The 14,184-nt window shown below is 71.7% G+C and carries 11 protein-coding genes; 8 read left to right on the forward strand and 3 right to left on the reverse strand.

Features of this window, described 5'->3' with window-relative positions:
* Window positions 1-23 precede the first annotated feature (23 nt).
* The gene (locus GA0070621_RS08295) at window positions 24-446 is read right to left on the reverse strand and encodes an acyl-CoA thioesterase (protein ID WP_091192821.1); all 423 of its coding nucleotides are present in this window, start codon (window positions 444-446) and stop codon (window positions 24-26) included.
* A gap of 121 nt (window positions 447-567) precedes the next feature.
* On the opposite strand from GA0070621_RS08295, the gene GA0070621_RS08300 reads away from it, so the two are divergent.
* The 3 genes from GA0070621_RS08300 to GA0070621_RS08310 all read left to right on the forward strand — a co-directional run bounded on the left by GA0070621_RS08300 (window position 568) and on the right by GA0070621_RS08310 (window position 4,176).
* The gene (locus GA0070621_RS08300) at window positions 568-2,265 is read left to right on the forward strand and encodes a PHP domain-containing protein (RefSeq protein ID WP_091192824.1); all 1,698 of its coding nucleotides are present in this window, start codon (window positions 568-570) and stop codon (window positions 2,263-2,265) included.
* A complete protein-coding gene (locus tag GA0070621_RS08305; RefSeq protein WP_167666709.1) occupies window positions 2,262-2,816 on the forward strand; it encodes a hypothetical protein in 555 nt (184 codons plus the stop codon). Before GA0070621_RS08300 ends, GA0070621_RS08305 begins: the two co-directional genes overlap by 4 nt.
* A 160-nt stretch (window positions 2,817-2,976) precedes the next feature.
* Window positions 2,977-4,176, forward strand: a complete 1,200-nt coding sequence (locus GA0070621_RS08310) for a D-alanyl-D-alanine carboxypeptidase family protein (protein ID WP_407940333.1) — start codon at window positions 2,977-2,979, stop codon at window positions 4,174-4,176.
* A 125-nt stretch (window positions 4,177-4,301) separates the two neighbouring features.
* Here GA0070621_RS08310 and GA0070621_RS08315 read toward each other — a convergent pair whose 3' ends face one another.
* A complete protein-coding gene (locus GA0070621_RS08315) occupies window positions 4,302-7,124 on the reverse strand; it encodes a M14 family zinc carboxypeptidase (protein ID WP_091192828.1) in 2,823 nt (940 codons plus the stop codon).
* Window positions 7,125-7,311: 187 nt separating this feature from the next.
* On the opposite strand from GA0070621_RS08315, the gene GA0070621_RS08320 reads away from it, so the two are divergent.
* The 3 genes from GA0070621_RS08320 (at window position 7,312) to GA0070621_RS08330 (ending at window position 9,753) form a co-directional block, all read left to right on the forward strand.
* Complete coding sequence (locus tag GA0070621_RS08320; protein WP_167666711.1) at window positions 7,312-8,637, forward strand: YncE family protein; 1,326 nt, start codon at window positions 7,312-7,314, stop codon at window positions 8,635-8,637.
* A gap of 259 nt (window positions 8,638-8,896) precedes the next feature.
* On the forward strand, window positions 8,897-9,343 hold the full coding sequence (locus GA0070621_RS08325) for a hypothetical protein (RefSeq protein ID WP_157739894.1): 447 nt from the start codon (window positions 8,897-8,899) through the stop codon (window positions 9,341-9,343).
* Complete coding sequence (locus GA0070621_RS08330; protein WP_091192835.1) at window positions 9,340-9,753, forward strand: hypothetical protein; 414 nt, start codon at window positions 9,340-9,342, stop codon at window positions 9,751-9,753. The genes GA0070621_RS08325 and GA0070621_RS08330 overlap by 4 nt, the downstream gene beginning before the upstream one ends.
* Before the next feature lie 53 nt (window positions 9,754-9,806).
* Here the strand turns inward: GA0070621_RS08330 and GA0070621_RS08335 are convergent, their stop codons facing one another.
* A complete protein-coding gene (locus GA0070621_RS08335) occupies window positions 9,807-11,066 on the reverse strand; it encodes an alpha-L-fucosidase (protein WP_091192853.1) in 1,260 nt (419 codons plus the stop codon).
* A gap of 234 nt (window positions 11,067-11,300) precedes the next feature.
* Here GA0070621_RS08335 and GA0070621_RS08340 point away from each other — a divergent pair, with 234 nt between their 5' ends.
* Complete coding sequence (locus GA0070621_RS08340; RefSeq protein ID WP_091192855.1) at window positions 11,301-12,890, forward strand: glycoside hydrolase family 64 protein; 1,590 nt, start codon at window positions 11,301-11,303, stop codon at window positions 12,888-12,890.
* A 270-nt stretch (window positions 12,891-13,160) separates the two neighbouring features.
* Window positions 13,161-14,141, forward strand: coding sequence for a LacI family DNA-binding transcriptional regulator (locus GA0070621_RS08345; protein WP_091192858.1), 981 nt, complete (start codon window positions 13,161-13,163; stop codon window positions 14,139-14,141).
* Window positions 14,142-14,184: the final 43 nt, after the last annotated feature.

The following is a 14,184-nucleotide window of genomic DNA, read 5'->3' on the forward strand; positions in this document are numbered from 1 at the left end:
ACGGTGGTCGGCGCGGCACCCGGTCAGAGGTTGAGCGGCCCCGGGTCGGTGGCCAGTTCCCGGAAGCGCTTGCGCGGGTCCGGCACCAGCCGCCGGGCGGACAGGTCGAGCAGCCCGGCCACCCCGGTCAGCGTGGCGACCGGGGTGCCGTCCGGCCGGGCGTAGTTCTGGTCGATGTGGAACGTCTTGCGCTCGCCCCAGCGGAACTCGCAGGACACGTCCACCTCGTCGCCACCGCGCAGCTCGCTGAGGTATCGGACGGTGACCTCCAGGGCGACCGGTCCCACGCCGCTGGCGATGAGCCGGTCCTGGGAGATGCCGGCGGCGCGCAGGCACTCCCACCGGGCGTGCTCGCCGTACTGCAGATAGACGGCCTGGTTCAGGTGGCCCTGGGTGTCGAGTTCGTAGCCCCGCACGGTGACGCGCACCCGGAACGGATCTCCCATTCGCCCGAGCATAGGCCCCGGTAGCTGCCGTTCGCACACCTGCCGTGGCCAGGTCACCTCGTGTTCCCCTCGGTCGACGAGATTGGCCCCGTTACGTCTCCCCGACGAAGGAGCGACGACCATGGGCCACGGCCACCCTCATCATCACCACGCGCACCCGGAGCAGGCCGCCGGCGGCGACCTGCCGACGGCGCTCGACACGTCCGTACCCGACAGCGAGCTCTCGCCCGCGGACCTGTCCCGGCGCGGCTTCCTGCGCAACGCCGGCCTGCTCGGCGCCGGCGCCGCCGCGACCGTGCTGGCCACCCCCGGGCTCGCGCACGCCAACGACGACGACGATCAGGGCCGTCAGCGTACCGGCGGGTTCCAGTGGCTGGCCGGCGACCACCACATCCACACCCAGTACAGCTCGGACGCCATGTACCGGGTCGTCGACCAGGCCCGGCACGCGCGGGCCAACGGCCTGGACTGGATGGTCGTCACCGACCACGGCAGCGAGACCCACGCCAAGATCGGGGTGGAGAAGGTCAACCCGGACATCGTGGCCGCCCGCAGGCAGCTCAAGGACCTACTCGTCTACCAGGGTCTGGAGTGGAACATCCCGGCCGCCGAGCACGGCACGGTCTTCGTCAGCCCCGGCCGCAACGAGGTCGCCGTGCTGAAGGAGTTCGAGAACGCGTACGACGGCGCGGTACGCAACGCCAGCGACCCCACCCCGGCCAACGAGGCGCTCGCCATCGCCGGGATCAAGTTCCTCGGTGAGGCGGTCCGCCGGCGCCGGGTCGACGGCGCCCTGTTCCTGGCCAACCACCCGGCCCGGCGCGGCGTCGACTCGCCGCACGAGATCCGTGGCTGGCGCGACGCCGACCCCAGCGTGGCGATCGGCATGGAGGGCGCCCCCGGCCACCAGGCCGCCGGCATCCCGAAGCCGGAAGGTGCGGGCGGCGGCCGTGGCTATTACGAGGGCAGCCCGTCGGCGGCGTCCTTCCCCGGGTACCCGCTGGAGAGCTACCGCACCTGGGGCGGCTTCGACTGGATGACCTCGACGGTCGGCGGGCTGTGGGACAGCCTGCTCGCCGAGGGCAGGGCCTGGTGGATCACCGCCAACTCCGACTCGCACGTCAACTACCTGGACACCGCCATGCGTGGGCCGGGCAGCGACTTCGCCGCGAACGGCCGCTACAACGACCCGGTGCACGGCCCGCTGCTCACCACGGCCGGCGACTTCTGGCCGGGCCAGTACAGCCGCACGCACGTCGGGGCGGACTCGTTCGACTACCGCGCCGTGATGGACGGGCTGCGGGCCGGCCGGGTCTGGGTCGACCACGGCGGGCTGATCAGCGGGCTCGACGTACGGGCCCGGGTGGCCGGCGACCGGCGCCCGAACTCGGGTACGCCGCTCGGCGGCGTCCTGCAGGTACGTCGGGGCACCGCCGTCGAGCTGACCATCGACATCGACCTGGCGGCCACCCCGAACTGGTCCCAGTTCGTGCCGGTGCTCGCCCGGGTCGATGTCATCGCCGGCGCGGTCACCGGTCCGGTGGCCGACGGCGACACGTTCACCGCCCCGAACACTCGGGTGGTCAAGTCGTTCGAGGTGAACAAGGGCAGCGGGCGGGTGTCGTTCACCTACTCGTTCGGCAAGGTGGCCGAGCCGTTCTACGTGCGGCTGCGGGGCACCGACGGCAACCGCGCCGCCCCCGGCCTGATGGGCGCCGGGGTGGACCCGTTCGGGCCGGCGATGGATGTGATGGGCGCCGCCGACCCGTGGACCGACCTGTGGTTCTACGCCAACCCGATCTGGGTGTTGCCCCAGTGAGAACGGTCGGCATCAGCCTGGGCCACCGGACCGACGAGGAGGCCGAGCACTGGCTGCGCGACGTCGTGCGGCCGCTCGGCCTCCCCGGCCTGGTCGCCTGCACCCACCTCGTACGCGAGCCCTGGCCGCACGTCGCGATCAGCCTGAGCGGGCCGGACCTGGACGCGGGCGGGGCCGGGCCGGGCGGCGGCGTGTCACCGGCGGAACGACCGTCCTGGCTGCCGGCTACCCCGGCGGAGCTGTGCGCGGCGGCCGAGTACGCCGCGACCGAACATGACGCGCTGCGTTCGGGCCGGGCGGTGCTCTTCCCCGGGGTGGAGCGGCTGACGGGCACGGTCGCGGTGGGTGAGTTGTTGGCCGCGAGCGCGATCGACCAGGTCATCCTGCTGGGCGGCGAGCCCGCCGACGCCGGGGCCCTGGTGCTGACCCGCGACTTCGTCCGGCCGCAGTGGCGCGACGGGTCGCTCACGCTGATCGTCACGCCGGCGGGGCCCGGTCGGGTGGCCCCCTTCGAGGTGCCCGACCCCACCCCGTGCTGCGCCGATCACTGACGAGGTCGGTGGCGGCCCGCAGCCCGGCCCGTCGGTCCCCGCGAACCGGGGTGACGGCGGGCCAGGGCGTGGCCGCCACCGCCACGGCGCTCGGCGGCGCCGCCGGCCGCTTTGGCCAATCGGACCGCGTTCGCCCCACCGGCGATTACCGTACGTTAACGTGACCATATTTCGCGTAACGCTCGGTACGGTTCTTGCCGTGCCCGCCGCGGTGGTCGTGCCAGCGATGCCGGCAGCAGCCGCGCCGTACGTGTCCTGCCCGGCCGTGAAGCCGCCGATGCCCCCGCCCACCGCACCGGCCCCGCCGGCGGTCGACCCCGCCCAGGCAACGGTCGGCGGTGAGGCGCTGGCGACCACCGGGCTGGCCGTTCCGGCGGGTGCGCCGGCGGCGCCGGCGGTGACCGCCACCTCCTGGCTGGTGGCGGACCTCGACCGTGGGGTGGTCCTGGGCGGGTGCGCCCCCCACGAGTTCCGGGCGCCGGCCAGCGTGCAGAAGCTGCTGCTGGCCGAGACGCTGATGCCCCGCCTCGATCCGGCCCAGGTGGTCGAGGTGAACCGGGACGATCTGCGCGATCTCGATCCGGCCAGCTCGCTGATGGGGGTGGTCGAGGGCGGCCGGTACTCGATCGAGAGCCTGTGGTTGGGGCTCCTGCTCAAGTCCGGCAACGACGCGGCCAACGTGCTGGCCCGCGTCGGCGGCGGCAGCGCCGGCCGGCAGGGCGGCGTGCAGGCGATGAACGACGAGGCGCACCGGCTGCGCGCGAACCAGACCCACGCGGCGACGCCCTCCGGCCTGGACGGCCCCGGTCAGTACACCAGCGCGTACGACCTCGCGCTGATCGCCCGGGAGGCGTTCGCCCGGGAGGACTTCCGGCGGTACATCGCCACCAGGACGGTTCAGATACCGGGCGAGCCGGGAACGCCGGACCTCGCGCTGACCCACGACCTCACGCTGCTCGACCACTACCCGGGGACGCTCGGCGGCAAGACCGGCTTCACCGACCTGGCCCGGCAGACGTACGTCGGGGTGGCCGAACGCGACGGCCGGCGGCTCGCGGTGACCCTGCTCGGCGCGGAGACCGCGCCGCTGGGCAGCCTCGGGGAGGCGACGGCCCTGCTCAACTGGGGTTTCGGCCTGGCTCCCGACGCGTCCGTCGGCCGTCTCGTCACACCCGAGGAGAAGAGGGGCGACCACGTGGTCGCCCCGGCGCGCGGCGACCGGCGCGGCGGGCTCGTGGACTGGTCGTCGTGGTCGCTGCCGACCGCTCTCGGCCTCGGCGCCGCCGTCCTCCTGGCCGTGCTGCTGGTGACGATCCCCTGGCGACGGGTGAGCGCCCGACGCCGAGCCGAAAAACGGTGACGCGCTGAGGCTGCCGGAGGCGCACGTCGCCCGGCGGACCGCCGCCCGGGCGGTGTGCCCGGAGAAGGCGGTCCGTCCGGGTCCGACCGGCCCACGGACCAGGCCGGCCGGACCCGGACGCGCGGTCAGGCCACCACGGACCGCAGCGGGATCTGCGCGTCCCGCAGGGCGCGCACCAGGTCACCCAGGAACGGGTGCTCGTCGGACTGGAGACCCTCCGGGTTCGGGATCACCAGGTAGGCGGAGGAGTCGGCCTCGGACACCCGGGCGGTGTCGGTGAAGCCGGCCACCACCTGCCGGGTACGGTCCAGGTCGCCGGCCGCCACCTCGATGGTGATCGGCCGCCACTCACCGCCCAGGTTCTCCGGGGCCGGGGCGGCCGCCGCGGCGGCGCGGGCCGGCTCGACGCCGGTCGTGCGCTGCGGCGCGAGGGTACGCGCCGACTGCCCGCCCGCGTTCGGGTAGAGCAGCGCGTTCGCCACCAGGTGCAGACCGTTCTCGTTGTACGCCCGGAACAGCGGGTTGAACGCGAACAGCACCGCCCGACCGGTGCCGGTCGGCTCCTCCACCAGCGCCACCGAGCCCTTGAGCGCGTCACCCCGGACGGTGTAGCCGTTGGCCCAGAAGGTGTCGCCGGACGGGTAGCTGAGCACGTTGGTGCCGGTGCTGCTCGGGCTCAGGATCGGGTCGCCGTTGTTGAACTCGAAGTCCTCCGCCGGGCGGCCCAGCGCGACCGGGCTGTCCTGGTTGACGTCGACCCGCAGGTGCGAGCCGATCACCTGGTAGCCGCTCGGCTTCTGCTTCTCGACGGTGGAGGTGAGTCCGGCGGCCCGGGCCATCCGGGTGCCCTCGTTGCGCAGGCCGAGGTAGGTGTGGCCCTGGGCGATCCAGTTGCGCAGGTTGGCCTGCCCGGCGGCGGTGAGGCCGCCGGTCGAGTTGCTGCCGTCCGGCACGACCAGCACCGTGCGCTCGGTGAACGCGGGGGCGTTGTTGTTGATGTCGGCGGTGGTCACCGGCGTGAGGTCCAGCCCCCACCGCTTGCCGAGCACGTACCGGGCCTCGCCGTGCGAGCCGGAGGTGGTGCTGATGCCGGTGCCCTGGAACAGCCCGACGTCGGGCAGGTCCACCGGGGTTCCGTCGGCCGCCGCGGCCCGCGGGGCCAGGGTCACCCCGAGGGTGCGGGCGACCTCGTCGATCTCCGGGGTCAGGCTCTTCGCGGGGAATCCGACCACGCCGGTGTCGAGGTCACGCACGAGCGGCACGCCCTCACCGAGCAGCCGGAAGGTGAGCTCGGCCGCCGCCGCGGAGTCCAGCGGGTACGCGTACGAGCCCTTCGCGCCCGCCGCCGAGGTCTTCCCGCCGGAGACGCGCCGGACCAGCTGGGCCTGCGGCCGGACGTCGTCGCCGGTGTAGAGGGCGTTCACGCCCATCAGCAGCGGGTTGCTCCAGGACGACACGTCGTAGAAGTAGGGGAACGGGACGTACGGGTCCTCGCCCATGATCGCCTGGATCCAGTGCTTCTGCGGCTGGTCCATGGGGATCCAGTACGCGCCCTGGGGCACGGTGACGTCGGTGGCCGTACGACCGCCGAAGATCCGGGCGGTGGGCACCCGGGTCGGCTTGGTCACCTCGTACACCTCGACGTCCATCCCACGCAGCCGCTCGACCAGCTGGCGTACGTCGGCGAGCTGACGGTCGGGGAGCAGGAAGTACGACCGGATCTTGACGTCCGGCACCGGGAACTGGACGGTGTTGGTCGGCTGGACCACCTCGTTCGGCTCCAGCGTCCCGGCCCGGCCCTCGGCGAGCGCGTCGGTCCAGATCTTGTAGTAGCCGGTCAGCACTTCGTGCTTGTGCGTGGCGGCCCAGCCGAGGGTCGACCACTGGGTGTGGAACTGCTGCTGCACCCGGTCGGCCACCGCCGACGAGCTGCCCTTCTCGAAGGTCATGCCGGCGGCGCCGAAGCCGGCGGCCGGCACGGTGTCGCCGTAACCCATGAAGAACAGGTCGTACGTCGAGTAGTTGAAGTAGCACTCGGTGGTGACGGCTCCGCCGCACGCGCCGTTGTAGCCGAACCCGGCCTTGTTGGCCTCGCCGATCCGGTTGATCCAGTCGACCGCCTCACTGGCGATCTCGTGGTGGATCGGGTCGGCGTTGGGCGGGAAGAAGTACTGCCGGCCGCCCATCTCGTGCGCGTCGATGAAGACCTGCGGCGGGTACTGCCGCATGAGTTCGATCTTGCCGTCGGTCTCCTGCTGGGTGCGGGCGAACCAGTCCCGGTTCATGTCGAAGCCGTACTCGTTCTGCCGGCGGTTGGCGTCGCGGCCGTCCGGGTTTTGGGTCGGCACGATGACGGTGACCAGGTTGTCGTTGCGCTGCTGCACCGCGCAGGACAGGCCGGCGGCCAGCTCGTACAGGGTCTTGAGGGCGGCGTCCGTGCCGCTCTTCTCGCCACCGTGCACGTTGGCCGTCACCCAGACGATGGCCGGCTGGTCGGCCGCCGTCCGGGCGGCCTTCTGCGCGGTGGTCCGGCGCGGGTCCCGGAGGTCGCGGACGTCGTCGGCGATCCGCCGCAGCGTGCCCTGCTGGACGTGCCGCTCGCTGGAGACGACGGCGTACGGCAGCGGCTGGCCGAGCACACTGGTCGACATGACGCCGGTGATGACCCGGTCGGAGGCGCCGTCGACGGCGTTCAGGTAGGTCCGGACCTCGTCGTTGGTGACGACCCGCTCCTGGCCGAGGCCGAGAGGGAAGCCGAGCACCGACTCGGGGCTGGGCACCGTGGACAGTCGGGCGGAGGGGTCGTTGCTGCACGTCGGGGTGGGGGCGGTAGCGCCGGCGGGGGTGCCGATCGCGAGGGGTGCGGTGCCGGACAGCAGGAGGACCGCGGCGGCGCCGGCCAGCCGTCGCGTGAGGATTGATCCGGGTGGTTGCTTCGACAGGGGCATGTCGTTACCTGTTTTCCACTGGGAATTGCGACGCAGTGAGACCGGAGCCTATGACCAGGGCTTTCTCGTGGTCAAGATTCATTTGGGATGGACATACCCGCACGTCAACGCCTATTTGCCCGCACACCCTTCGGAGAAACGGGGAGCGGGACGGCTGGGATCCGTCCCCGGCCGCCCCTGCGCCGTGGTGGCGGACCGGGCCCGCCAGGACGACCAGGAGCGCCTGCGCGGGGCCGCCGTCGCGAAGTCGTCATTCAGCCGGGTGGACCCACACCCGGACTTCCTGTCGAAGCGGCCGACCGGCACCAACGCGACAATTAGGATGCGGAAGGTGATGACCTGGCGACGCGGCGGCCTGCTGGCGGGGACGGTGCTGCTGCTCGGTGCGGCCTGCACCACCACCACGGAGGCCGAGCGGCAGCAGCCACCGGCGGGCCCGTCGAAGACGTCGGCGGGGACGCCGTTCGGGCCGTTGGTCGCCGGGATGCCCGGGTACCCGAGCCCCGGCAACGTGTACGCGGGCGTGGGGCCGAACCTGCTGGCCGAGCCGGTGCGGGGCGACAAGGCGCTGGTCTACGTGCCGAACACCAAGAGCAACGACGTGTCGGTCATCGACCCGAAGACCTACCGGGTCGTCGACACGTTCCCGGGCGGCCCCGAGCCGCAGCACGTCGTGCCGTCGTACGACCTGCGGACGCTGTACGTCGCCTCCAGCAAGATCCCCGACGGTGGGCTCGTCCCGATCGATCCGCGCACCGGCAAACCCGGTGCGTTCCGCAAACTGGAGGACGTCTACAACCTCTACTTCACGCCCGACGGCCGGCAGGCCATCGTGGTCGCCGAGGCGTACCAGCGGCTGGACTTCTACGACCTGGCCAACTGGCAGCGGGTGCGCTCGGTGCGGTTCCCCGAGTGCAAGGGCGTGAACCACATGGACTACTCCGCCGACGGCAAGGTCATGATGTTCAGCTGCGAGTTCGCCAACCGGATGCTCGTGCTCGACACGGTCAGCCTCCGCAAGCTGCGCGAGTTCACCCTGACCGAGACCGCCGACGGGATGCCGCAGGACACCCGGCTCACCCCGGACGGGCAGCACTTCCTGGTCGCCGACATGCATGCCAACGGTGTCTACGTCTTCGACGCGGGGGCGACCCGGCAGACCGCGTTCATCCCCACCGGGAAGGGCGCCCACGGTATCTACTTCAGCCGCGACGGCAAGCTCGGCTACGTCACCAACCGGGACGCCGGCAGCATCACCGTGCTCGACCTGGCCACCCTGAAGCCCACCACCACTTGGAAGATCCCCGGCGGCGGCAGCCCCGACATGGGCGGTCTCTCCGCCGACGGCACCGCGCTGTGGCTCTCCGGCCGCTACCACAACGAGGTGTACGTCCTGCGTACCAGCGACGGCAAACTGCTGGCCCGGATCCCGGTCGGCAGCGGCCCGCACGGTCTCACCGTCTGGCCCCAGCCGGGCCGCTACTCCCTCGGCCACACCGCCAACATCCGGTAGCCGCCGGACCCGCCACTTCGGCCCGATCGCGGCCCGTCCGGCAGTGTCGGCAATCTGACAGCCGTAGCGCTGAGCGCTCTGGTGATCGGGTTGCCCGTCGACGCCGTCGATAAGCCTCTGACCTGGGCATATGTTTGATTCATGGGGGGTGGTTTTCCCAGTTTCGTGTTCGCCGCCGCGCCGACGACGTCGTGGGAGGTGCCACAGGTTCATCGGCTGCGCGCGTCCACCGGAACGCGCGTACGGAGAGGAGCGAGTCGTGGGGACCTTCCATGAACGGACAAGTCAGCGGGTGTACGAGCTCGCCGTCCTCGCCACCGCGCCGATCTGCGGTGTCATGCTGGCCGCGCTGCACGTCCGGCCGCAGTCGATCGAGCTGACGATGCCCTACGTCATCCGGGTCAGTTGGGAGTTCGGCCTCATCGTGGTCGGCGTCGCGGGTCTGCTCGGCATGTTCTGGCCGGGGCAGCTCGGCACCGGCCTCGGCATCGAGCTCGCCGCGGTGCTGATGCTGGGCGCGATCGCCGCGATGTACGTCGTCTCCGTCCTGGTGGTCGCCGGCGAGCAGGCGGTGGTGGCGGCGTCGTTCGTCGGCGCGGTGGCGCTCGGCTCCTGGCTGCGCTCGTTCGAGATAATGCGGTCCCTGCGCTGGCTCATCCGCATGCACCACGCCGGCGTCGATCCATGCGTGAAGGCGCCGACATGATCACCGCCCAGGATCCCGGCTCGCCCTACTGGGCGCAGGTTCTGATCTCCACGCTCGGGCTCTTCGGCGGCGCCAGCGGCCTCGGCGTGCTCGCCACGATCGCCGTGCAACGGCGGAAGTTGAAGGCCGACACGGCCGGAGCGCTGACCGACGCGGCGCTGGCCCTGGTCCAGCCGCTGCGGACCCGGGTCACCGAGCTGGAGACCGAGGCGCTGGCCGTCCGGGAACAGTTGACGGCCTCCCAGCGGGAACTCCAGGAACTGCGGACGACGGTGTGGGAGCTGACCAGGACGCTGGACCGATGGCGAGAGGCGATCATGGCGCCGGGGACGAGCGTGCGCCGGATCCAGGCTCTCGTGGCGGAGGAGGAGCGGCGCTTCCGCAACCAGCCCCGACGCCCCGTCCCCTGACGCGCCACCGGGGACAGCCCGGCACCCTGACGATCGCCTGGCGGCGAGCGGCGTCAGCCGTGCCCGTCGCCTCGGTAGAGGTCCAGTTCGCCGTCCAACTCGACGGCGAGCACGGTGGCGTACCCGTCGAGCGTGGTGGGCGCGTCGACGTAGAGCACACCCGGCACGTCGGCGAAGCCACCGACCACCCGGTGCGCCAGCTCGGCACCGGTGTGCAGCACCGAGACCCGGCGTACGGCGTTGCGCAGGCCCCGCACCGCGACGAACTCACGTGGCGCGTCGAAACAGAGCAGGTACACCGTCCGGCGGTCCGCGGAGAGCGTGGACGGGCCGTAGTGGTGCCCGGGCGGCAACCCGGCGCGGGTGCCGTGGACGGCGTCCCGGTTGCGGCCGATCCAGTCGCCCAGGCCGAGCAGCCGGTCGGTCTGTTCGGGCGTGATGGTGCCGTCCGGCTTCGGTCCGACGTCGAGCAGCAGGTTGCCGCCCGCGCCGATCACCTCGGCGAAGGTGCGGACGAGCTGCCGCACCGACTTGTGGTTGCGGTCCTGCGGCCGGTAGCCCCACGAGTCGTTGACGGTCAGGCACAGCTCCCACGGACCGTCGGGCGCGGTGACGGGGAGACCCTGCTCGGGGGTGGCGTAGTCGCCGAAGCCGGTCAGCCGTCCGTTGACGACGGTGTGCGGTGCCCGGGCCCGGATCCGCTCGCCGAGCTGGGCGAAGCGCCACTGGCTCTCGTCGCGCTCCCACTGCCCGTCGAACCAGAGCAGGTCGGGCGCGAACCGGTCGACCAGTTCGTCGAGCTGCGCCCGGTGGAACGCCAGGAACCGCTCCCAGCGCTCGGGGTCCTCGCGACCCGGCGGCGCGTACGCCAGCGGGTTGTCGGAGTTGGCGTCCACGACCGGGCCCCGGACGGTGGCGTAGTCCGGATGGGACCAGTCCGCGTGGGAGAAGTAGAGCCCGACCTTCAGATCGCGTCGGCGCATCGCCGCGGCGTACGCGGCGACCAGGTCGCGCCCGGCCGGCGCCCGCCGTACGACGGACAGGTCGCCGGCGTCGGTGTCCCACAACGCCACGCCGTCGTGGTGCTTGGCGGTGAGGACCGCGTAGCGGGCGCCGGCCCGGTGGAACAGCTCCGCCCACGCGTCCGGGTCGAACCGGGCCGCGGTGAAGCCGTCCAGTTGCCGCAGGTAGTCCTCCGGCGAGATCTCGCCGTTGAACATCGACCACGACTCGGTGACCCCGTTGACCGCGTAGACGCCCCAGTGCACGAAGATGCCGAGCTTGGCGTCGGCGAACCAGGGCTGCAGGGTCATCGCGCGTCCGGCCCTCCGGTCCGTCGTCGTCGGCCGTGCCGTGCCGTCGGGTGACGACGTGCCCTGGCGTGCCGCTGTTGGGCGGCCGGCTGCCGACCATCCGCAAAGTTAGGGGCACTGTCGACAGTTGTCAATGTTCGGGGCGGCGGAACGTATCGCCCGACGTCTATTGACAAAGGTTGTTAACGATTGCAATCTGTGAGAGCGCTCTCTCTACGCGTTTGGGGTGATTCCATGAACGTTCGACGACAGTTGGTCGCTGCCGTCTCCGCCCTTCTCCTCGTCGCGGCGGTGGCGGTCGGCGCGGCCCCCGCTCACGCCGTCGGTCCGTCGTTGTTGCCGGTCACCGTCAGCAACAACACCGGCCGGGCCGAGGCGGTGTACCTGTACGTCATCGGCATCCAGTTGTCCAGCGGTCGACTCGGCTACGTCACCGCCGGCGGCACGTTCGTACCGTGGACCGGCGGCCAGATCCCGCCGTCGCCCGCTCCGGACGCGTCGATCCCCGGTCCCGGCAACGGCGGCAGCGCCACCATCCAGTTCCCGCGTGGCTTCTCCGGCCGGGTCTACTTCTCCTTCGGCGAGAAGCTGAAGTTCTTCCTCACCCCGGACGGCCTCGTGCAACCGGCTCCCTGGGCGGCCGGGGACGCCAACCGGAACATCCTGTTCGACTGGAGCGAGTTCACCTACAACGACGCGGGGCTCTGGTTGAACAGCTCCCAGGTCGACATGTTCGCGGTGCCGCACGCGGTCACCGTGACCGGCGCCGACGGAGCCACCAGGCGCACCGGCGACGTCGTCAGCAACGGCCGCAACGCGGTCATCGACGGGATCCGGGCGCAGGCCGGCTGGGCGAACACCATCTACACCCGGTCGGACGGCACGGTGTTGCGCGTCCTGGCGCCGGGCAAGGCCGCCGGAGCCGGCCTGCTCAGCGCCACCTACCTGGACTCCTACATCGCCAGCGCGTGGAACGCGTACACCAGCAGGACGTTGACGGTGGTGCCGTTCGCCGACCAGCCGAGCGTCCGTTACTACGGCCGGACCGCCGGCAACGTGATGACCTTCACCAACGGGGCTGGCCAGGTGGTGGCCACCTTCAACCGGCCCTCCTCGGCGAGCGTCTGGGGCTGTGACGGTGACCTGCCCGCGCCAAACGACCAGGTGGTCGGCCCGATCTCCCGTACGCTCTGCGCGGCCCTGAACCGCGGCACCCTCGGCACCGTCGACACGCAGCCCAGCACGAACGCCGCCGAGTTCTACCGCAACACCCCCACCAACCAGTACGCGCGGCTGATCCACGCCAACATGGCCGACGGCAAGGCGTACGCGTTCGCCTTCGACGACGTCGGCGCGTTCGAGTCGCTGGTGCACGACGGCAACCCGAGAGCGGCCGGTCTGGTCCTCAGCCCGTTCGGCGGCTCCGGCGGCTCGCCGGGCGGTGGCGTACCGGTGTTGAGCAACTGGAACAACAAGTGCGTCGACGTACCGAGTTCCAACTTCGTCGATCGCGCGCCGTTGCAGATGTGGACCTGCAACGGTACGAGCGCCCAGAAGTGGACGTTCGACGGCACGGCGCTGCGCAGCCAGAACAACAAGTGCATGGACGTGGACGGCGGGGCGACCGGCAACGGCGCCGTCGTGCAGCTCTATACCTGCAACGGCACCGGGGCCCAGCAGTTCACCCTGAACGCCGCCGGTGACCTGGTCAACCTACAGGCCAACAGGTGCGTCGACATCAAGGACTGGAACGGCGCCGACGGGGCGCGACTCCAGCTCTGGGACTGTGCGGGCACCCTCAACCAGAAGTGGCGCAAGGGCTGATCAGAGTCCCTCCACGTCACGGCCGACGGCCCGGATCCTTTCGGATCCGGGCCGTTCAGCCTGCGGGTCGCCGCCGACCGCTGCCCGGTTTGTCGGCCGGTGCGCCGCTCGGCTCGACGCGAAGCGGTCATAGCTGCCGATAGCTCCGCCGGTGTCGCCGGCGGCTTCCCTCGTCGTTGCCATTTCGTGTCTTGACAGTCATGAAGACGTGGGTCGTATGGTTCCACGCAACCGGTTGCGCAACCGGTTGCACGAGGAGGTGCAGGGCAGATGGCGACCATCGCCGATGTCGCGAGGGCGGCGGGTGTGCATCGCTCCACCGTGTCGCGCATTCTGCGGGACCCGAAGGCGTTCCGCGGCGAGACCCGCACCCGGGTCCTGGAGGCGGCCGCCCGGCTCGACTACCGGCCGAGCCGGATCGCCCAGGCACTGAGCGGAGGCGCCTCGCCCCTCGTGCCGCTGGTCGTGCCGGACATCAGCAACCCGTTCTTCGCCCGGGTCGCCCGCGGCGCGGAGGAGATCGCCCGCGCCTCAGGTCTGCACATCGTCGTCTGCAGCACCGGCGGCGACGTCGAGGCCGAGGTCGCGTACCTCCAGGCGATGAGCGATCTCGACACGCCGTGCATCCTGTTCACGCCGAGCACCGACACCGTCGCGGCGCAGGTGCTGTCGATCGCCCAGCACACCGCCGTGGTACTCATCGACCGCTCCCTGCCGGAAACCGACCTCCGTTGCGTACGGGTGGACCACACGCAGGCCGCGGCGGCCGGCACGCGGCACCTGCTCACCCGCGGGCACCGCCGCGTCGTGTGCGTCAGCGGCCCGATGTCGGCCTCCTCGGCGCGGGAGCGGGTCGCCGGCTACCAGACGGTCATGGCCGATGCCGGACTGCCCGCCCAGGTGGTGGAAGGTGACTTCACCATCGCCGGCGGTCGGCACGCCGCCGCGCGGCTCTTCGCCCGGGACGAGCCGCCGACCGCGATCCTCGCCGCCAACGACCTCTGCGCCGTCGGCCTGCTGGCCGCGGCGCGTGACGCCGGGCTGCGGGTGCCCGACGACGTGGCCGTGCTGGGCTTCGACGACCTCGACGTCGCGCAGCACGTGAACCCGAGCCTGACCACCCTCCGACAGCCCTCCGCCGAACTGGGCGGCCAGGCGGCCCGCCTGGCGCTCGCCGACGCCGGACTCGGCGACGGCTCGGACGTCGTCCTGACCCTCCAGGCCGAACTCATCGTCCGGGAGTCCGCGTGATCCAGACCGTTCGCACCACCCCCGAAACGCACCTCAGGAAAGG

Origin of the sequence: Micromonospora narathiwatensis (assembly GCF_900089605.1) — a bacterium.
GTDB lineage: Bacteria > Actinomycetota > Actinomycetes > Mycobacteriales > Micromonosporaceae > Micromonospora > Micromonospora narathiwatensis.